Here is a 19,028-nt window from a genome sequence, read left to right as displayed (position 1 = left end):
TGTACATGAATCCGAGACCACCCCAAATATGGTCGGCGCTACAAGGTGAAACTCGCCAGGATTCCAACCGAGAACGCAAGAGAAATGATCTTCGCCAGCGTCATGATGCCTGCAGATCGCGCCACGCGCGGCCTTCGAGAAGGGTAGGAGCCCAGGACGCTGAGCAGCAAGAGGTTTTCGAGCTCATCGAATCCTGCCGCTGCGAAGCCCGTGACCTGGGCGATCACGGCCGCCTGTCTATGCATTGCGCCGTGCTCGGCTGCGAGCATCCAGATGGTCGCGGTGTAAAGCATCGGAAACACCAGATCCACTTGCAGCATGCGCCCGAACCAGCGTCGACCGCGGATTCCATACGCATCGAGCAAAGCATAGAGAGTTCGGCTCCCATAGGCGGGCCGCAGGTCAGCCTGCAAGGACCCGCCAGCGAGCCGACTCAGGTCCAACACGCCTCCTGGCAGCAGCCAGAACCCCGCCAATGCCAATCCGGTCAACGTGAGCAGCAGTGTGCCGATGGAGATCGCCATCAATGTTCCCCTGGCGCCGGGAAGATAGCGAGCGTGGCGCGTATCGCCTCGGCCAGTGGTGTCGACGGGACGATGCCGACGATCCGTTCCATCCCCGCGCCGTCGATGCGGTGTGGAATCTGCCACAGGTATCGCATGCGCCAGATCTCGCGCAGCATCGGGTTGACGAAACGTGCCACACCGATCGCGCCCCAGGGCAATGCGCGCACGCGGGTCGGCGCTGAGGAGTCGATGACGCCGACTGCCCGCGCCGCCTCGGTGATCGCAGCCGCCAGCTGTGCGCCGGTCAGCGTGTTCCCAGAAAACAGGACCGTCGCATGACCGGGCAACCGCTCTTGGCCTTGCGCCAGAAGCACGAAGGCGCGGGCGAGATCGGGGAGGTAGGCCCAGGCGTGGTCCCGGTCGAGCGGACCGGGATAAGTGATACGGCCACGGCGGATGTCCTTCGCAATGACCTGATCCATCCACGATCCGCTACCGGGGCCGCCGAAGAAGTCCCCGGCGCGCACGACGATGCTGCGTGCACAGCCGGCCCGCATGCGCGCCTCCATCCGGCAGCGGATCTCGCCCTTGCGCGTGCTGGGCCGCTCCGGCGTCGTGTCGGTGATGACGGGCGGCATCTCGCGGCCGTAGTTATAGACGTTGCCCGGCAGCATCAGCGTCGCGCCGAGGTCGCGCGCCACCGTCACCGCCGTCTCGTTCAGCGCCAGCGCCTCCTGCTCCCACCGCGTGTAGATCGGATTGAGCGCGTTGACCACGATCGCAGCACCGCGGGCCGCGTCGACGATCGCGGCCGGCTGTTTCGCGTCGAGTGCGACATGCCGGACGCGCGCATCACCCGGGTCGCGTAGCGGCCCGCGCGACTGGGCGATGACGCTCCAGCCTGCATGTGCGAAGGCTCGCCAGGCGACGCGGCCGAAGCGGCCGTTGGCGCCGAGGATCAGGACGGTCTTCGAGGTGGGCATCGTGATGGCTCCGTTGCGGAATCACTGCATTGTTGCCGTAGCAGCGATCATCCACAATTGCACAAAGATGTCTTGGAGATATACACGAATGAATGAATCCAACCCGCCGACTGCCTTCGACTGGACGCTGGTACGGTCCTTCCTCGCCGTGCTCGATGCCGGCAGCCTGAGCGGTGCGGCGCGCCAGCTCGGCGGCAGCCAGCCGACGATCGGACGGCACGTCGCCCAGCTCGAGCAACAGCTCGGCGCGACTCTGTTCGAGCGCGGTGGGCGCGGGTTGGTCCCGACGGCAGCGGCACTGTCGATCGCCGATCAGGCGCGGTCCATGGACGACAGCGCGCAGGCGATCGCGCGCAAGCTGACCGGGCTGGGCAGCGACATGCAGGGATCGGTGCGTGTCAGCGCCAGCCAGATCGTCGCGGTGCACCTGCTGCCGGGGTTGCTCGGCGCGCTGCGCCAGCAACTGCCCGGCGTGACGGTGGACATCGTCGCGTCCAACCGCATGAGCAACCTGCTGCGACGCGAGGCCGACATCGCGATCCGCATGGCGCGGCCGCAGCAAGCCTCGCTACTCGCCAGGCGCATCGGCCGTGTCGACATTGGCGTCTACGCCAGCGCTGAGTACCTGCGCCGCCACCCCGCGCCGCGGACGGCGCCGGATCTTCTGCGTCACGCGCTGATCGGCTTCGACCAGGACGAGCAGATCATCCGGGGCCTGCATGCCGTCGGCGTGCCGGCGACGCGGGAATCGTTCCAAGTGCGCAGCGACGACCATCTGGTGCACTGGCAATGCCTGGTCGCGGGACTGGGCGTCGGCTTCGCGGCGACTTGGCTGGCCGAGCGCGAGCCGGGGCTGCGCCGGCTGCTGCCCGACCTGCCGATCCCGCCGCTGCCGGTGTGGCTGGCCGTGCACCGGGAAATTCGCAGCAGCGCGCGCGTCAGGGCGGTGTTCGACTTTCTTGCCTCGGCAGTTGCCCAGGCGCTGTGATGCCCATATCGCACCACCGGGTTCCACCGCCACGGATGTGCCGATGTCCCGCCGGAACAATCAACCAAAGCCATTGGACGCGCGCCGTGCCCTGCTATCTGCCCGGCAAGTCCTTCACAACCCTAGATCGGACAACCCCGGGTGGTCGTCCGGGCGACGCCCGAGAGGCCAGAAATACTTGCGCTCAGCGTCCTTGATTGGTAGGTCGTTGATGCTCGCGAAGCGCGACGTCATCAAGCCTTGGGCGTTGAATTCCCAGTTCTCGTTGCCGTAGCTGCGATACCACTGGCGGGCGTCGTCATGCCATTCATAAGCAAACCGCACCGCGATCCGCTCGGCGCCGAAGAGCCAGAGTTCCTTGATGAGACGGTAGTCGAGCTCCCGAGCCCACTTGCGCACAAGAAAGGCCTGTGCCTGCTCGCGGCCCACTGGGAATTCGGCGCGGTTGCGCCACCTGGTGTCGGGGCTATAGGCGAGAACCACGCGCGAAGGGTCGCGCGAGTTCCATGCATCTTCCGCCAGACGGACTTTCTGGATCGCTGTTTCCAGCGTGAACGGTGGAAGCGGTGGACGACTTTCCATGATGGTTTCCCCAAAGGTCATCAGCGTAGACAGAGTTGTCTACATGCAGGCAGCCTAAACGAAGTAGACAGATCTGTCTACAATGTCGGCATGCAAACCTCCGCATCTCCATCGAAGGAATCTTCGGCACGGGACCGCATTCTTCTGACCGCGCATGCGCTGTTCTACCGCGATGGTGTGCGGGCAACCGGCATTGACCGCGTGATCGCTCAGGCCAAGGTCACCAAGGTCACCTTCTATCGGCATTACCCGAGCAAGGATGACCTCGTCCGTGCCTATCTGGCGTACCGGCACGACCAATGGATGGCCTGGCTGCGCACGACGCTGGCGCGGCAGGTCGCCTCGCAGCCAACGCCATTGGCGGCACTCCTGGCGACCTTCGAGGACTGGTGGAGCAGTCCCGACTATCGCGGTTGCGCGTTCATCAACGCGGCGACCGAATTGGGAAGCGCCTCTCCGGATATCCTCGAAGCCGTCAGAAGGCACAAGGTCGACATGACATCAGCCTTGGAATCCCTTCTGCCCAGCGGCCCTGGCCGTGCCGGCAGGGCCCGTGCTCTCGCTCTGGCCATCGATGGAGCCATCGTCCACGCACAACTCGGCATGTCCCTCGAGCCGCTGTTGCAGTCGCTCAAAATGATCCTGCAGCCTCTGTTTGCGCCTGACATGGTTTGATGGAACTGTGGTTTGCCGCAGATATTCACCCTCCAGCCAGATCGCGCAGGTGGGTCGAGGGCCCTCCCGAGTCGTACCGCCGGCCCCACCAACGTCGTTACCGCTGGCGCCCACGCACCTCCTGTTTCATCAAGGCGTCGTAGCTGCTGCCTAGCTAGCCGCCTGCGCGTGCACTGGCTGACCCTTGCGATGGTTTCGCCACCCCTGCGCCCATCCTCGACCGCGCCCATGTAGTCAGAGCCCATTCGCCATCTGGGAACGCGAGTTACGCTCCAATTGATCTGCCTTCGCCACAGGCAACCCAGAGGCCACATGGGGTTTCAAGGGCTTACCCGCCCCCCGCCCTGATTCGCCCACAGATTCTGTGGATAACCTCGTCTGATCTGCGCGCATACTCGCCTGTTCATCCGCCACGATGGCCGCCAGGTCAGCATCGACTACCCGGATGCCCAAGCGCACGGCCTGGCGGGTCGCCCTCTCCCGAAACGCGGCGCTTCCGGTGATTTCCACCCGGCCGCCGAACTTCTGGGCCGCGATGCGAAGCGCGGCCTCCACGCTGTCCGCACTCTTGTCGTGCAACTCGATGCGCCGGCCGGTGTCGGTGAACATCTCCCGACCGCCGGAGTCTCGGTAGCGCACCTGCTGCCGCCGCTGGTCGATCTGGGCATCCAGTCCTGCCAACACCAGCTTGCGCAGCGGCTCGACTTCATCGCCCTCAATGCCATCGCGTTGGTGCCTGGCTTCCCCACGTTCACGGTAGCGAATGCCGCGCAGCGCGGCCTGCGCCGCTTCGTCGCCCTGCTCGGCCTGACGCTCAAGCCACTTGCGCCAGACCTCGCTGCGCGGCTGGCTGACAGAAAGCGCCTTGCGCTCTTCGGCCTGGCGCTCTTGCAGTGCTTCGCGCTCCCGCGCCGACATCCAGGCCCAGAGGGACTGTGCGACGACAATCGGCTGGCCATCTCGGCGCGCGGCGGCGTAGGCCAGCGCCCTCGCCTCGCGCTGCTCGGCCTGCAGTGCGGCCCGCTCGCTCCGGTGTCGCTCGCGCATCTCGGCACGCTGCCGAGGTTTGTCTCGGCGCAGAACGTCCTGTTCGATCTTGAACCGATCGGCCAGCGCTGCGCGCGCTTCGGCGCGCTGTTGCCTGCGCAACGCGCGTTCATCGGGATCGCGACGGGTGCCTGAGAAGGAAGAAGCGTTCTCCCGGTCTCCCAGGCGTCCCCATGACGGCTGCGTAGGCTGAACCTGCCGGCGTGCAGCCTCGATGTGCAGGGCATAGACAGCGGGCAGATCGGGAGTGCATCCTATCGGGACGAACGCGCCCAGCCGCTTCTCCAGCTCGGCCTTGCTTGCCCAGCGGCCGAGCTGCGAAGCCTTCCCGGCGAGGACCCGGCCATCGGGAAGGCGTGTGGTCACGACCAGCCCGGAGCCCTTGGCCTGCATGGTGACGCCATGTCTGGCCAACGCCTTGTGAACGTCGGCCCAGGTAGGTGCCGGGGAGCCAAGAGCCTGGCGCAGGTCCCGGGCAGGAGCACCGGCGACCCAGGCTTGAAAGGACGCGTATCCAAGTCGATGTTCTGCTGCAGCCGCGCCACGCGTGAGCCGGGGCTTTCCATGTTCCTTCAGCAACCCGCGTTCGCGTCGCTCCGCACGGCTCATGCGCACGATCTGCGGACCGGCGTCTGAGTCCAGCGTGATGAAAGGACCGTTCGCACGTTGGTGGCCGAACTCGAGCTCCAACTCCCGCATGCAGCGGTCGAGGATCAAATAATCCTTCTTGAACGGCGGGCTGACGGCCCGGAACCTTTCCGGGTGCACCCGGTTGATGACCAGATGCACGTGGTCATTGTCGGTGTCGCGATGGATGGCCCACGCGGCCTGGTGATCGCCGTAGCCCAGTGACTGCATCACATGGCGACACGCGCGCTCGGCCTGGCTGGCCGTGGGGCGTTCGGCCTCCTGCCAGTTGATGGCGACGTGGTAGACCGGGTTGCCGTGGAACCGCCCCCTGAGGCGGCAAGCGTCGGCCGTGCGATCGAGGACACTGGCGACGTCTTCGGCATAGGCGAGGCGGTTTTCATGGAGTGCCCAGAACAGCGCCTCGTCAGGGATGTTGATGTGTCCGCCTTCGAGCATGTGACCGTCGGGCAACGCGCTGTCGGGGGCGGCGCGCATGATGTAGCGCATGACCGGCGCGAACCCGTTGCCGGCTGCAGAGTGCTTCAGGGTGATGACTTTGGCGAGCATGGCGCCCTCCGGCGCAAAGCCTGGGCGGTACGCTGCAAGTCTTCAAGAACGCGCCAGAATTTCCGGCGCTCCTCGGGACTGGCCCAGCCTTTGTCCTTCGGGTAGAGGTGCTTGATCAAGCGGCCGAGCTGATCAATGCGCCCGGCGGTGTTCGCGTCGGCGCGGCTGATGACGGGCCGATGAAGAACGCGTCGCCGGATCAGTTCCGAGCGCGACATGCCGGCCTGGCTGGCCTGCGCCGACAAATCCTGCAAATCCGTCTCGGTGAAGCGGACGGACACCCAGTGGGTCCGGGAAGCGTTCTGTTTCATACCCTGGCTCTGCGGGCCGGGCCCCACATCGTTCCGTTGACGGCCTGTTCCGAATCGCTGCCATCCGGTTCGAAGCCGATGCCGGTGGTGTGCATGAAACGCGTGCAAGGTAAGGCGACGTGTCACGTTTTCCGCTGCGCTCCCAAACGCGCCCCGTCGCCACTTGGTCAGGCTCCGCCCGACACCCGGAAAGCACAGCCGCGCGGCATGGCAACACCACGTCGCCACGGCCTTGCCGGCGGCGATGCTCCGCGGTTCCCTTGTCGCACCCGCCAGATCTGAGGGCCCACCCCGCAGAGTCCGGCCATCGGCCCAGCCCTGCGGGCCGCAACTGAGAGAGTCTATGGACGGCAATGACGACAAGGTCGACTCGCCATTCGATGCCCAGGCGGCAGCCGCGCAGGTTCCCGCCGCAGCGGCTGCGCTGCTTGCTGCGCTCAAGGCCAAGCGAGCCGCCAACGCGGCGGCGACGGCCCGCGAATTTGCGCTCAAGAGCGTTCGCGGACTGGAACCCGTGATCGTCGATCTCTTCGACTCCGGCGCCACGCTGGGCGAGGTGTTCAACATCCTGCAGCAGGCCCTGCCCGCGGTGGCGCCAGCGGAAATGCGCTACGCACTTGCCCAGACGCGAGAGCGTTATCGGCTGAACGCCCAGCCTGCGAGGCTGCCGTCCAGCGACAAGGCTTCCGCACCAGCAACGAGTCGCCGCGCTCCACGCCCGGCCCCTGCAGCACGATCTGCTACTCAGGACGCTCCGGCGATTCGTGCGTCGTGCGCACCCGGTATTGCGGACCTCCCCAATTGGGCCGACGGCTCGGATCGCCGCCCGGACGAATCCGATGCCGATTACGCCTTGCGCAAGAACCTTGAGGGCCCACCTGAGGCCAGGCGCAAGTTCATTGACGACCACAACATCTGAACCCCCTCACGGCAAAGGATTCAATCATGCTCAAGACCTTCATCATCGACGGTGACAAAGGCGGTGTCGGCAAAAGCCTCGCCGCACGCGCCCTGGTGCACCACTACCTGTCTCTCCCTGACAGCCAGCGTCCACGCCTGGTGGTCTATGACGCCGACATGTCCAATCCGGATGTCTGCGGCGACGGCGGACTGAAGGCTGGTAGCGGAATCATCGGCACCGCAATGCTCGACCTTTCCACCGAGAGCGGATGGATCGACCTGGGCACCCGGGTCGCGATGACGGCCACTGCCGCGGCCGACACGGAGTACCGCATCATCGTCAACATGCCCGCGCAGATCGGCACGCGCGCCTTCGACGGCTCGATCCATATCGTCAGCGAAGTGCTGCGCGAGGCCAACGCGGTCCCGGTCTGGATGCTCAGCCGCACCCAAGAGAGCATCCGCGCGCTGCAGTACCGGCTGCGCCACATGCCGGCACAGTATGAGATCGGCCTGATCGTGAAGAACCTGTTCTTTGGCGCTTCGGAAAAGTTCGCCCTGTGGGATGGCGACGACCTGTGCAAACTGCTGATCGAGGAACGAACCTGGGCCGAGACCGAGCTGCCCGAACTCAACGATCAGCTCATGGTGATGATCGGGCGACGGCCGTTCCACGAGGTACTCGCCACCGGCATCGACGGCAAGCCCCTGCAATTCGGCTACCGGCTGGCCCTGACCTCCTGGCTGCAGCGTGCCGGAGCGGCAATGGCGCAGGTCGAGTCACTCGATTCCCTGGGCGTCGCGTGATGGCCTACAGCAACTCGGAGCAAATTTTCATCGACGCCATAGGCGCCCTGCCGACTGAGGATCAATGGAAGGACATCCGGTCCCTGCTCGGCATCCTCAGCAAGGCTGGCTTCGAGGTCGACGATCCCTCGAATGCGCCGCACGTCACCTTGTTCGCCTGGGGCTGGGCGCGGTCGACCGGCCGGGCCGATGTGCTCGCCGCGGTCAAGGCCGCAGTCCTGGAGAGCGCAGGTAGCCAGGCGCCCTCAACGCTGCCCGCCGACTTCGGGCCTGTGTTGGAGGCACTGACCGCCTTGCGCGCGGCGCCGGTCAGGATCGATCTTGGCGTGCTGCGTGACGCATTGCGCGAGTCGATCAGCACGATCTGGCTGCTGGCCGGAGGGCTGCTTCTGGCTTTCGCCTTCTGGGCCGGCATGCTGTGTGGCCAACGCGAGATGCTCCCCCTGCTCGCAGCCAAGCAGCAGACCATCGACCAGTTGAGCGCCCGGTGGCATGCGCGCTGAGGACGCTCGAAGGGCCAGCCTGATCAGCGCAGCGGCATTCTCGGGGAGCGCCTGGCTATGGGGTGGCGCCAGCCTCGCCGGCCCGGCGTTGTCGATCACCCTGCTGCTGTGGATCGCGCTGGGTCAGTCGGCACCTGAGCGTCTTCTGGTCGCAGCGGCCTACTACCTGAGCGGCAGTTGGCCGATCGTCGGGGCCGTGCTCGGTTACTGGGGTCCCCACCACATTGCCGCCGCGGTCGGCGCCTGGTTCGGGACATCGCTCCTGCTCGCCTCTCCGTGGGGGACTCCACCGCGTCGGGGAGGACTGCTCGCCGCACTGGTGTCGACGGCGTTGCCGCCGCTGGGCGTGATCGGGTGGTTGTCGCCCCTGACCGCCGCCGGCGCCCTGTTCCCGGCGACGGGATGGCTCGGCATCATCTACCTGATGATGATGACCGTGGCCCTTCCGAGCGCATTGCACGGCAACACTGCAGCGAGATGGCTGCTGGCGAGTTTGATCGGCCTGGCGCTGGGTGCCAACTGCGCAGCCCGTCTGGCACCCGAGCCGCACCTTCCTTCTGGGTAGGTCGGAGTGCAGACTCGGATCACCCCAAGCGACGGCAATGTGCTCGCCTCGATCCAGAACAATCAGGCAGTGATCAGCGCAGGCATCGAGCAAGGACTCGGCGCACGAGTGGTGGTGTTCCCGGAGGCCATCGTGCCGAACTGGTACGACGGCACACGTGCCCAACTCAGCGCAGCCGTGCCACTGGGGCAGATATGGCTGCTCGGCGTGCAGGTCGAAAAACGCGATGCCATTGTTCTTGCGAAAGCAAGCAACAGCAAGATGGACCCGCTCGTCGCAGCCGCTGGGTTACTGCTTGGTGGCGACTGGCAACCGTGGAGCTCCCGCTCACTGCGTCCTGCCTGGTGGCAACCGGTGTTTGACGTCGATGGCCGGCGCGTGTGGGCCGCCGTCTGCGTCGAGCAGGTGCTGCCCTGGACATGGCTCGAGGCAATGGCACAGCGGCCTGATGTGATCCTGGCGCAGACAAATGCTTGGTGGGCTGGCCAGGACCGGGAAGCGCCGGAGATTCAAGAAGCCAGTACCAACGCATGGGCCCGGCTCATGAGCGAGCCGGTCCTATCGGCTGTGAACTGGTAATTGGCGGCTGAGTTCATGTCGACGTTGCGCGGGCCGGTCCGCTCGATGGGAGACCGGTCGTCGGCCTGAGTGGTCCCGTGTCAACGGGATGAGAGCCGGAAAGCTGTCACTGTCACTCAACGTCAGCGCTCGGCGGGCCGTGAAGGCGCCCCCCATATGGGACCCCTGGCAACAAATTGGTGCGATGCAAGATGCGGCGGCCGCGGCCACCCCGGTCAGTCGCAGCTTCAAGCAACTCCTCACGCAGGTGGGCCATCCGGCTGCCAAGACCGATATCGAGCCGCTGATGTCTCGATGCCGTCTGGCCGAGTCGTTCCTGACCGGCGCCCAGAAGGACGAGGTGACGAGCCTGGGTATTTCGCGATCGCTCGCGAAATACCCAGGCTCGTGTTCGGACGGACCCATGCTTGCGGCGGATCGGGCCGCCGCGCCGGCAGACTCAAACCATGATATGGGCTGCGTCCCCCTCCATGGGCACCGCGGCGCGCAGCACCTGCGCGAGCAGCGGCACCACCTCGTCGATCAATGCCGACTGTCCCGCCTGCGGCACCAGCAGCGCGAACTCTACTTGCGGCAGACTCGGCAGGCGGATGCCCGAGAAGGAGCGCAGCGGCCGCAGCCCGGCCGGCAGCGCGCTGGCATTCAGGCAGGAAACACCCAGGCCCGCGCTGATCGCCAGCTGAAGCCCGGCGACGCCTGAAGCGCAATGCGCCACATAGTGTTCGATGTTCCGCGCGGCTAGCGCGCGCGCGACGAAGCGATGCACGGCGCAGGATGCAGGAAGCACGACCAGCGGCAGCGCCCCGCCCGCGGCAGCCTGCAGCGATGGATCGGCGACCCAGGCCATGGGTTCGCGAAACAGCGGCACGCGCAGCACGCCGGACGGCGTACCTCTCGTGGCTCCGCGCTCCAAGATGCGCATGGACAGTCCGAGGTCGTAGGGCTCCTCATCGGCCTCCTGCTCGATGCTGGCGCTCTTGCGCACGGTCACGTGCAGTTGCAGGCGCGGATGGCTTGCGCGCAGCCGCCGCAGCAGCGCGGCGATCCCCGAGGGGTGGAAATAGTCCGTCACGGCGACGCGCAGGCTGCCCGCCAGATCCACGCCCTGCATTGCCAGCACGGCTCGTTCATGGGCATCCAGGATCTCCTGCGCATGGCCCAGCAGCGTGCGCCCGGCCGGGGTGAGTTCGGCGCCGCGCTTGCTGCGCAGCAACAGCGTGGCCGAGCAGGCCAGTTCGAGCTTGCGGATCTGCTCGCTCACCGCAGACTGCGAACGGTACAGACGCTGCGCCGCAGCGCTGAGGCTTCCACTGTGCGCCACGGCAACCAGGGCGCGCAGGCATTCGGGGTCGAAGGTACGCATCGGTCATCCAACGGGTTTCACGATGGATTACACCATCATTTCCCGCTTTACCGATGCTTTCCAAGCGCCTAGTCTTCAAGCGTCACCCACGGAGCACGAAGCACCATGCCCTTCATCACACTGCAATACACGGCCGCGGTCGATGCGGCCAAGGCCGCGCGCCTTGCCAGCGAAATCGCGGATCTCGCATGCACTGTGCTGCGCAAGGATCCGCGGCGCACCTCGGTGCTGCTGCGGCCGGTGGATGCGTCGCATTGGTTCATCGCCGGGCAATGCCTGGCGGACACTGGGCGCAACGCCTTTCGCCTGGAGGTCACGGTCACCGACGAGTCCAACACGCGAGCCGACAAGCAGCGCTTCCAGCGAGAGGCTTTCGCCTTGCTTTCGGGCCTTTTCGAGAACCTTCACCCACACTCGAACGTGCACGTGATCGACTGTCGCGCGTCGGCCTACGGCTACGGCGGCATCAGCCAGGAAGAACATGGGTACCGCGCCACGGCGCCCAGTGCGCCGGATCGCACCTGAACCAGGAGACAACGATGCCTTTGCTCACCGTGACGCTGTACCGCAAGACCCGCCCCGCGGGATTCAAGTCCGGATTGCTCGATGCACTGCATGCGGCCCTCGTGGCGAGCGGTGTGCCTGAGGCCGACCGATTCCAGCGTGTACTGGAACTCGACGCCGAGAACCTGCGCATCGATCCGCGCTATCCGGATGCACGGATCCCGCGCGACGACGACGCCATCCTGGTCGAGGTGCTGTGGTCGGTGGGGCGCAGCGTTCGCGTCAAGCGCGCGCTGCTGGCGGACCTGATGCAGCGCCTGCAGGGGCTGGGCATCGAACCCGAGAAGGTCATGGTGTGCTTCAAGGAGACCCAGTGGGAGAACTGGTCCTTTGCGGGCGGGCGTCTGCTGCACGCCTGACACTGCGGGCGTGGCGACCCGGCGGTACTCCCGCGTGGCGTGTGAAGGCCACGCGGAAGGTTCCGACCGAGGCGTAGCCGACGCGCCCGGCGATCTCGACGATGCTCAGGCGTCCCTGGCCCGGCATCTGCCTAGCTGCCGCCATGAGGCACCCCGCTCCTGTACACGGGTCGCAGTATGTGGGCTCTACAGATCCACGGCCAGCGGAAACGCCATGCGCAGCCGCCGATTCGAGATCCTTTCCTGCGGGCTGGTGGTCCTGCTGCTGGCCGCCGCCAGCGATGTTGCCGGTCAATGCAGCAAACCGGTCGCCGTCAGAGCGCGTCGACAGTGCCCGCTTCGGCCGAGGACCAGTCCTCCGGAGTCTTGGGTGCGAATCAGGCTTGCCTCCCTACCGCCGACAGAGGGACGAGAGTCCGCGCAGCGGGCCCACCGAACTGAGTCCGAGCATGGCACCGACCTCGCTGATCCTGATGCTCGAGCAGTGCGCGCCAGCCATCGCTCCCGTCACGATGGCTGCCATCGTGCAGCAAGAGAGCGCTGGAAACCCGCTGGCCTTGCATGACAACACGACCGGTCGGGGCTACCGCCCGGCAAGCGTGGCGGGCGCGGCCCGAATTGCGCGTGAACTCATCGCGCAGGGTCACTCGGTGGACGTCGGGTTGGCGCAGCTCAACAGCAGGAACCTATCCACACTTGGGCTCGACGTGGAACGAGCGCTCGATCCTTGCGAGAACCTCCGTGCGGCTCAGACCATGCTTCTGGACGGCTGGGGCCGAGCCGGCACGCTTATGGGCATGCTATCCGCGTACAACACCGGGCAGGTCGCGAGCACCAGGGGCGCGGACTACGGCGCCGGCGTTTTCGCGCAGGCCGGGGTCATCGTGCCGTCGATTCCCGATGGACGGATGGCTCGCTGGGCGCTGGCCTCGACCTCTTTGCCTCCGGTGCAACCCACCATCACCTGGGCCCCACAGACCAGCCCCCTCGCACCGAAATCGGGAGATCTGCACCCGCGGTGGTGAGGTCCGTTCACCAAGCGACACGCGCGCGACGGCGCGTCGCTCAATGCATGTCGCTCGGTCCTGACGGCTTGCCGGAGAACTCCATCGGATCCCGCTCGAGCTCGCTGATCGCCTCGTCCAGCGCCTCCTGGTCGGTGGCGAAGCGATCGTCCCAGACATAGGACGTACCCTGACCGTCGACCACTTCAAGGATCCAAGCGTCCTCGCCATCGCCGTAAATCTCCACCGCGACGGTAACCCCCTGCCGCGTGATGCGCTGACTCAACGGCGATTTCACGAAGGGCGACTCGTCCTCCATCGACGTCGGCCACCTTCTTGCAGGGCTCATGGACATCGCCTCGAGATGCCCCGCCCTCGCCCGCTTGCACGCCTGGATGATCTTGTTGATCAGGTCATCGGCGATGCGCGTCATTTCCCGCGTGTTGCGGGCAAACTCGGCCAGTGCCTGGGCCGAGGCAGGCTTGGTGTCATCGATCAGCATGGCGGCGGCAGCGTCGAACATCTGCCGGACCTCCTCCAGGCGCGTGAGCGCCCGGTGCGCCTTCTCCGGGAAATTCAACTGTTCGGCACCGCCAAACAGGCCGTCCATGAATCCGTCGAGTTCCTGGGCCCGCATCGCTGCCAGCGCGGCCAGGCCTGCGCGCGTGGCCGCAACCGACTCACGGGTAAGCCGGAATGGCTCGCGACTGTCCTGGTGCCGTGCCAGTCGATTCCATAGCCCGGACATGAGCGTGTTGACCAGGACCTCGACGTCGTCAGCGGAGTCGAACTGCGGCAGCTCGCCGTGCCAAAGAGCTGCAACCACGCCCATCGGCGAAACGTCGATCGCCGGCGACGCAATCGCGCCCATGAACAGCGTCCTGGCCGCGACAAAGGGCGTCGGGCAATGGTGTCGGTCCAGCAGAGCCCGAACGGACCGCTCGCTGACGTCGGAAGTGCGTGGGATTTTCATCGGAGCAGCAGGAAACCGAATCGGTCGTAGCGCGCATGGCGGTTCATGCACAGGGATTATCCGTCTGCGCCGCCAGCCCTTGCTTGCGCAGCGCCCTCCATCGCTGCCGCATGCGTCCACTGTCACAGCCGCACAGGCGCGTGGCTTCGCGCTCCGAGACGGCGCCCACGCAGATCAATGCGACCACGGACGGCAGGTGGCGCATCGCGTCGCTCTCCTGCCGGTCACTTTCCAGGCGGACTGCCTCCATGACACGCCGCTGCTCCACCTCGATGAGCTCATCCTCGACAGACAAGCTGTGCAGAGCGGACGGAACGGGGCTGCGAACGCCCTCGTCCGGCTCTTCCTCGTCCTGCAAGGAAACCTCGCGGCCGCGCCACCGCTCAACCGTCCCCCACATGCGGCCCAACACATAGGTGCGCGGGTCTCCGAGCAGTGGGTCGTATTTGTCCACGCCGGCGGCGCGCTCCAGGCACATGGTGTAGAGACTCTGGCGCGCGTCCTCGAGAGTCAGCGTGCTGACCGCCGCGAATCGACACGCCTCTGCCTCGACGCTGCGATACAGCAGCTCAGCCCGCTCCAAGACCTCGGTGTCATCCATGGTGAGCCTCCAGGAGGGCGCGCACGCGCGCCAGCAGTGCGTGTTGCAGGTCGGCCTCCGCGTCGTGCAGCGCCTCGCCAAGATGTCCGTGGGGGTTGCTCCGTGCCATGCAGCGATCCAGCGTTGCGGCATGCTCAGGGACAAGGCGCCGGCACAGTTCTTCAGAGATCCGCAAGGAAAAGAAGGTTCCTGCGGATCCCCCCGGGGCCTGCGATGTCGAGGAGTCTCTGGAAATCATCGCCGACAATCCCTGCACGTCGCTCCGTTCCCGCTGGGCGGGCGCGGCAACCGTATGCCTGCGTCGCCTTGCTGCAGGGGCTTGGGCGGCCTGCTCCTGCGCAAGCGCGCAGCGGTCGCCCGTGATGGGCTCCGTGGATTCGAGCACGATCCTGCGCGCGGCGGCATCGAGTGCACAGAATCGGTTCCAGGCGTCGACGCTGTGAAGGCGTCCGGCGTCGATCAGCCCGCGGGCCACCGGATCTCGGGCGATGCGCAGCATCATGCCAGCCCAGGCCTCCTGCTGCCCAAGGGTGCGGGCGACCGCTGCCGTTGGCATGCCGGCATCAATCAAGCGCAGCACCGTCGTGGCGTATTCGCCCAGGGTCAGCTCGTCACGGTGCATGTTCTCGGTCGCCTGCAGGACCAGAGTCGCGGCGCCGAGAGGCGGGTAGACCTTGGCCCGCAGGCTGGACCAGCCTAGCAGCTTCGCTGCGCGCCAGCGGCGTTCCCCGTACACGATGACCCATTGCGCGCCGGCTTCACACACGCCGATGGGCTGGAGCTGACCCACCACCGCCATGCTCCGGGCCAGGGCATCGAGTGATACGGGGTCAAAGTGCCGCCGCGGCTGATCGACGTCTGGACGCAGGCGGCTCAGCGGAACATCCATGAGACGCTGAAGTTGAAGCGCGTCGGCGTCGAGATCAAAGGGTTGCGTGTGCGAACTGGACATGGACGAATTCCCGTGAAGTGCAATTGATCAAGGCGTCAACCGCCCGCGGCGCGAGGTGGCGTGACGCGCAACTTCTGCGCAAGACTCTCCAGGGCGGCTTGCACCGCCTCGCTCGGACGAGCCGGCGGCGCTCCGGATCTGAACTCGGGCGGGCAAACAGGAGCCGCACGCTGTCCGGCTCGCTTCTGCGTGGCCATCCATTCGGCGCGCAGCTTCTGGACGTCACCCAGCAGGGTGCCGACGTCATGCCCCTTGCGCACGTACCAGTCGTGGTTGCTGCGGACGTAGTGGGTCGCGACGTCAGGCGCCTGCACACCCAGACGGCGCACCAACTCGGCAACCTGATGACGCGCCCGGCTGTCACGCAGCGGCGGGGCGTCATAGCGACTCTGGTAGGCGGCGCCGTACTGGGCCCACACCGCGTCACACAGTTGCTGCTCATCTGGCGTGAGGCGCAGCTTGCCGGCTTTGGGTTGGCATATGCCTGAAGAACCGGGGGGCGGCAAAGGCGCGTCAGCGCCTGCAGGAGCGGGCATCGCGGCGAGCACGGGTAGGTGACGCTGTGACGGCGCGGCGAGCGTCACAGGCTGTGCGCCATATCCCCCTTCTCCTTCTTCTTCTCCTTTGGCAGGGTGCTGGGGAGGAGGCGTCACATGTGACGTGGCATCCGTCACCAAAGTGGCGTCACCGCGCGTCACGTCCGGCGTCACGTCCGGCGTCACATGTGCGGCGTCACCAGCCGCCACCGCCGGCGGCGCCGCCGGATCTGGCGCGACCGGTCCGCCCGGCTCCATCGCCTTGCGCCGTGCGCGCAGCCGGCGCATGCGCTCGGCACTACTGCTCGCGCGCCGAGTGGGTTGCTCATCGCGCTGCAGGTGCTGAACACGATCCCAGGCATCCAGCGCGAGTTCGGCAATCAGTGGGTGGTACATGCGCCCGTCGCTGCAGGTGATCCAGCCACGCAGGGCCACGTCCCTGACCTTGCGCCAGCGCATCAGCGTCAGGCCTCCGGCGAGAAACGCCAGCACGCGATCATCGTCGGGAAGGCTGGCTGCGGGCACCTGGAGCCAGGATTTCGCCCACAGCGCCACCGCAGCCTTGAACTCCACCGGGGTGGATAAGGCGAAGAAGTCGGAGTCCATCAGCCGCGTCACGTCGAGTGGCATGAACGGCATGCTGCGCAGGTCGCACGCGGGCGGGGTCAGCGGCGCGGTGTCCGGGCGCATCGGGTAATTTCTTGGGAGGCGGCGCCGAGGCGCTCACAGTGCAGCCGAGCCAGAACAAGCGCGGCGCTTCCGTTCGGAGCCTTGGTGCGCCCGTGTTTGATGTCGCTCACGGCCGACAGCGACAGGCCGATCCGGCGCGCGATCTGCGTCAGGCTCATGCCCGATCGCTCGATGTTGGAGATGCATCTTGCCCAGTCCATACGCAAAGTCTACGGTAAGCCGTATAACTGCGCAACGGCACACCGTCACGGTATTCCGTAATAATTCAACCCATGACAACGCCCGGCGACATCATCAAGAAGCGCAGGGATGCGCTTGGCCTGACCCAGACGGCTCTATCGAAGCAGGCCAAGGTGCATCTCAACACCCTTCGCGACATCGAAGCGAAGGGCGGAGCGAAGTCGAGCTTTCTTCCGCAGCTCGCACGCGCGCTCGGCATCGACATCTACGCGCTGGTCAATGGCGAGCTGTCCACGATCGACGATCGGCCATCGAACGCTGAATCTGGCGCCGCCAGTCCCGGCGGGAAACTGGAGGCGGCGCGTGCCATGTCTCTGGTCGACGAGATCATCGGCCAGATCGCGCCCGTTTTGCAGAGCGCGGCACGCGAGGAGTTCCAGCGCTGGCTCAGCGGCGAGCACACCAGGGAACAGGCCAGCGCCATCCTGGACGCGCTGCTCAACGCCTCGAAATCTCTGCCCGCCTCTCCAGCGGGCCTACTCGAGTCGCCACGGGCACCGGCCAAGGCCACGAAAAAGAACGTCACATGAGATTGCGCACTGGCACGCTCATTCCAGGAACCGAAACCCCGGTCGGCACCGGCCTGAATGCCCCGGTGCGCGCAACCATCCGCGTCGAAAGTGCCCTGCACCTCGCCATCGTCAAGCGCCTGCCGCGGGAGAAGGTCCTGGCGGAATGCTTCTGCGCGATGCTGTTTCGGGGCTGGGGCCTTCCCACGCCCGAGCCCATCATCATCCACGAGCATGGAAGCCTGATCTTCGGCAGCCTGGACACCGGTTACCCGAACCTGGCGCAGCGTCTGGGGTTCTCGGAGGAACTTCCGATCGAGCACAAGAAGCAACTCGAACTCGCTGGGTCGCACATCGTTTGCTCCTGGGACGACGCGCCCAAGGCGACGGCGGTGGATGAAGCCATCGCAAACGCCGACCGCAATCTCGGCAACGTCCTGTGGGACGGCACCGACCATGCCTACATCGATCATGACCGCACGCTTGGGCTGATCGCCCAGCAATACAACCTCTTGGCGGAGATGGCCAAGATCGTCGGGAAGGCCCGCGAGATCGAACAGGGCGCGGTCGCGGCAGCCCTCTCCCTGGACTCGACCCTTCCGTCCCGATTCGACGTGCCGGACGGTGTGGATTTTTCGCAGTTCGTACACTACACCCAGCAGCGATTGAGTGGATTGGGTGTGCGCCTCCTGAATCGTTTTCCCAAGCCTGATGACCTCCTGACCGACCTCGAGCCCGCTCCATGATCGCCGAAGCACCCGAACCCAACGCCCACTGGCGGCCCGTTTTCTGGGAGCCGGTGGCAGGCACCGGCGAGCGGCTCATGGTCGGCGTCCTCGTGCAATGGAACGACCAGTTCACGGCGCACCGGTTCATTCGCGACGACGTGCTCGATTGCCTGTACGGGAAGGCCGCCAAGGGGGCACGGACCCTGATCGACACCGCCCTCCAGAATCTGCGGGACATCGCGGCCGGCGGGGCCCTTTACGTCGACACCATGCCCGCGTTGTATGGCGTGCACCCAGGTCAGTTGCGACATACCCATGCCGAGAGTCTGGCGGAGGTGTTGCGCACTGCGGCGCTGCTGTACTCCAGTCTCACCAACCTGGACAAGCTCGACGAACTCGAGGAAGTCGACGCTCCCTCGCAGGAGGAAGGCAACAGGCGGTTCACCACGGAGGTTCGCGACCGGGTGATCGCGGCACGCCCGCAGTTGACCCAGTACTTCGGACGCACGGCTCCCCTCATCGACGGCGGCGAGCTCACCAGATTCGGGTTCGTGAGCCCGCGCGTCATCCTTCATTTCGGCGTGCTCTCGGCGGTCAGGCAACCGACCGGCCTGCGTGACGCCAGAGCCCGATTGTGGGAACTGTTCCGCGCCCGCGAGCTCTCGGGCATTAATCTCGCCGCCCTGATCTTCGGCACACCGAGCGCCGAGGATCCGACCCTGTCACCGCGCCAGATCGATGCCATGCGACGCAACCTGGACGAGATCGAGCGCGAAGCTGACAGCTACGAGATGCGGTTTTTCGCGGTCGCGTCCGTGCAGGCCGGCGCCGACCGCGTGCTCGAGCTGGCCTAGTCTCCGCCGCCC

At 66.1% G+C, this 19,028-nt stretch carries 24 protein-coding genes; 13 read left to right on the top strand and 11 right to left on the bottom strand.

The window, feature by feature from the left end; genetic code table 11:
- Positions 1-38 precede the first annotated feature (38 nt).
- Both ASC45_RS06760 and ASC45_RS06755 read right to left on the bottom strand, forming a co-directional pair.
- Entirely contained in the window at positions 39-524 is a 486-nt protein-coding gene (locus ASC45_RS06760) for a hypothetical protein (RefSeq protein WP_055450282.1), read from the bottom strand.
- Positions 524-1,489, bottom strand: coding sequence for an NAD-dependent epimerase/dehydratase family protein (locus tag ASC45_RS06755; protein WP_055450281.1), 966 nt, complete (start codon positions 1,487-1,489; stop codon positions 524-526). Before ASC45_RS06755 ends, ASC45_RS06760 begins: the two co-directional genes overlap by 1 nt.
- An 88-nt stretch (positions 1,490-1,577) precedes the next feature.
- Between ASC45_RS06755 and ASC45_RS06750 the strand changes: the two genes are divergently transcribed.
- Positions 1,578-2,477 carry a LysR family transcriptional regulator gene (locus ASC45_RS06750; RefSeq protein WP_055450280.1) on the top strand — a complete coding sequence of 300 codons (900 nt, stop codon included), beginning with the start codon at positions 1,578-1,580 and terminating at the stop codon, positions 2,475-2,477.
- A 114-nt stretch (positions 2,478-2,591) separates the two neighbouring features.
- Here ASC45_RS06750 and ASC45_RS06745 read toward each other — a convergent pair whose 3' ends face one another.
- On the bottom strand, positions 2,592-3,059 hold the full coding sequence (locus ASC45_RS06745) for a nuclear transport factor 2 family protein (protein WP_055450408.1): 468 nt from the start codon (positions 3,057-3,059) through the stop codon (positions 2,592-2,594).
- 90 nt (positions 3,060-3,149) lie between these two features.
- On the opposite strand from ASC45_RS06745, the gene ASC45_RS06740 reads away from it, so the two are divergent.
- Positions 3,150-3,734 carry a TetR/AcrR family transcriptional regulator gene (locus ASC45_RS06740; RefSeq protein WP_055450279.1) on the top strand — a complete coding sequence of 195 codons (585 nt, stop codon included), beginning with the start codon at positions 3,150-3,152 and terminating at the stop codon, positions 3,732-3,734.
- 234 nt (positions 3,735-3,968) lie between these two features.
- Here the strand turns inward: ASC45_RS06740 and traI are convergent, their stop codons facing one another.
- The gene (traI, locus tag ASC45_RS06735; RefSeq protein WP_055450278.1) at positions 3,969-5,978 is read right to left on the bottom strand and encodes a TraI/MobA(P) family conjugative relaxase; all 2,010 of its coding nucleotides are present in this window, start codon (positions 5,976-5,978) and stop codon (positions 3,969-3,971) included.
- On the bottom strand, positions 5,954-6,289 hold the full coding sequence (locus ASC45_RS06730; protein ID WP_055450277.1) for a plasmid mobilization protein: 336 nt from the start codon (positions 6,287-6,289) through the stop codon (positions 5,954-5,956). Before ASC45_RS06730 ends, traI begins: the two co-directional genes overlap by 25 nt.
- Before the next feature lie 343 nt (positions 6,290-6,632).
- Here ASC45_RS06730 and ASC45_RS06725 point away from each other — a divergent pair, with 343 nt between their 5' ends.
- The 5 genes from ASC45_RS06725 to ASC45_RS06705 all read left to right on the top strand — a co-directional run bounded on the left by ASC45_RS06725 (position 6,633) and on the right by ASC45_RS06705 (position 9,643).
- Entirely contained in the window at positions 6,633-7,208 is a 576-nt protein-coding gene (locus tag ASC45_RS06725) for a hypothetical protein (protein WP_055450276.1), read from the top strand.
- A 26-nt stretch (positions 7,209-7,234) separates the two neighbouring features.
- Positions 7,235-7,996 (top strand): hypothetical protein, encoded by a 762-nt coding sequence (locus ASC45_RS06720; protein ID WP_055450275.1) that lies wholly within the window; start codon positions 7,235-7,237, stop codon positions 7,994-7,996.
- Positions 7,996-8,499: a hypothetical protein gene (locus ASC45_RS06715; RefSeq protein WP_055450274.1), complete on the top strand. Its 504-nt coding sequence runs from the start codon at positions 7,996-7,998 to the stop codon at positions 8,497-8,499. The genes ASC45_RS06720 and ASC45_RS06715 overlap by 1 nt, the downstream gene beginning before the upstream one ends.
- An 88-nt stretch (positions 8,500-8,587) precedes the next feature.
- Positions 8,588-9,064 (top strand): carbon-nitrogen hydrolase family protein, encoded by a 477-nt coding sequence (locus tag ASC45_RS06710; RefSeq protein WP_141655743.1) that lies wholly within the window; start codon positions 8,588-8,590, stop codon positions 9,062-9,064.
- Positions 9,065-9,103: 39 nt separating this feature from the next.
- On the top strand, positions 9,104-9,643 hold the full coding sequence (locus ASC45_RS06705; protein WP_055450272.1) for a carbon-nitrogen hydrolase family protein: 540 nt from the start codon (positions 9,104-9,106) through the stop codon (positions 9,641-9,643).
- Positions 9,644-10,082: 439 nt separating this feature from the next.
- On the opposite strand, the gene ASC45_RS06700 is transcribed toward ASC45_RS06705, so the two are convergent.
- Complete coding sequence (locus tag ASC45_RS06700) at positions 10,083-11,006, bottom strand: LysR family transcriptional regulator (RefSeq protein ID WP_055450271.1); 924 nt, start codon at positions 11,004-11,006, stop codon at positions 10,083-10,085.
- A 105-nt stretch (positions 11,007-11,111) separates the two neighbouring features.
- Between ASC45_RS06700 and ASC45_RS06695 the strand changes: the two genes are divergently transcribed.
- From ASC45_RS06695 to ASC45_RS06685, 3 genes are all read left to right on the top strand, one after another.
- On the top strand, positions 11,112-11,531 hold the full coding sequence (locus tag ASC45_RS06695) for a tautomerase family protein (RefSeq protein WP_055450270.1): 420 nt from the start codon (positions 11,112-11,114) through the stop codon (positions 11,529-11,531).
- Positions 11,532-11,545: 14 nt separating this feature from the next.
- Positions 11,546-11,929, top strand: a complete 384-nt coding sequence (locus tag ASC45_RS06690; RefSeq protein ID WP_055450269.1) for a tautomerase family protein — start codon at positions 11,546-11,548, stop codon at positions 11,927-11,929.
- A 449-nt stretch (positions 11,930-12,378) separates the two neighbouring features.
- A complete protein-coding gene (locus tag ASC45_RS06685; RefSeq protein WP_055450268.1) occupies positions 12,379-12,954 on the top strand; it encodes a lytic transglycosylase domain-containing protein in 576 nt (191 codons plus the stop codon).
- 40 nt (positions 12,955-12,994) lie between these two features.
- On the opposite strand, the gene ASC45_RS16005 is transcribed toward ASC45_RS06685, so the two are convergent.
- Genes ASC45_RS16005 through ASC45_RS06660 form a run of 5 tightly spaced genes read right to left on the bottom strand, consistent with a single transcriptional unit; the run spans position 12,995 to position 16,843 of the window.
- Positions 12,995-13,906, bottom strand: a complete 912-nt coding sequence (locus ASC45_RS16005; protein WP_245609977.1) for a hypothetical protein — start codon at positions 13,904-13,906, stop codon at positions 12,995-12,997.
- A gap of 43 nt (positions 13,907-13,949) precedes the next feature.
- Positions 13,950-14,507, bottom strand: coding sequence for a hypothetical protein (locus ASC45_RS06675; protein ID WP_055450267.1), 558 nt, complete (start codon positions 14,505-14,507; stop codon positions 13,950-13,952).
- The gene (locus ASC45_RS06670) at positions 14,500-15,459 is read right to left on the bottom strand and encodes a ParB/RepB/Spo0J family partition protein (RefSeq protein ID WP_055450266.1); all 960 of its coding nucleotides are present in this window, start codon (positions 15,457-15,459) and stop codon (positions 14,500-14,502) included. The genes ASC45_RS06675 and ASC45_RS06670 overlap by 8 nt, the downstream gene beginning before the upstream one ends.
- Positions 15,460-15,494: 35 nt before the next feature.
- Positions 15,495-16,685, bottom strand: a complete 1,191-nt coding sequence (locus ASC45_RS06665) for a DUF1376 domain-containing protein (protein WP_055450265.1) — start codon at positions 16,683-16,685, stop codon at positions 15,495-15,497.
- Positions 16,661-16,843, bottom strand: a complete 183-nt coding sequence (locus ASC45_RS06660; protein WP_211263352.1) for a helix-turn-helix domain-containing protein — start codon at positions 16,841-16,843, stop codon at positions 16,661-16,663. The genes ASC45_RS06665 and ASC45_RS06660 overlap by 25 nt, the downstream gene beginning before the upstream one ends.
- A 114-nt stretch (positions 16,844-16,957) precedes the next feature.
- Between ASC45_RS06660 and ASC45_RS06655 the strand changes: the two genes are divergently transcribed.
- From ASC45_RS06655 to ASC45_RS06645, 3 genes are all read left to right on the top strand, one after another.
- A complete protein-coding gene (locus tag ASC45_RS06655) occupies positions 16,958-17,455 on the top strand; it encodes a helix-turn-helix domain-containing protein (RefSeq protein WP_055450263.1) in 498 nt (165 codons plus the stop codon).
- Between the two features lie 65 nt (positions 17,456-17,520).
- A complete protein-coding gene (locus ASC45_RS06650; RefSeq protein ID WP_211263351.1) occupies positions 17,521-18,180 on the top strand; it encodes a hypothetical protein in 660 nt (219 codons plus the stop codon).
- Positions 18,177-19,016: a hypothetical protein gene (locus tag ASC45_RS06645; RefSeq protein ID WP_055450261.1), complete on the top strand. Its 840-nt coding sequence runs from the start codon at positions 18,177-18,179 to the stop codon at positions 19,014-19,016. The genes ASC45_RS06650 and ASC45_RS06645 overlap by 4 nt, the downstream gene beginning before the upstream one ends.
- Positions 19,017-19,028 lie beyond the last annotated feature (12 nt).

Origin of the sequence: Thiomonas bhubaneswarensis (genome assembly GCF_001418255.1) — a bacterium.
Classification (GTDB): Bacteria; Pseudomonadota; Gammaproteobacteria; order Burkholderiales; family Burkholderiaceae_C; genus Thiomonas; species Thiomonas bhubaneswarensis.
This window is presented reverse-complemented; position numbering and strand designations above follow the sequence as displayed.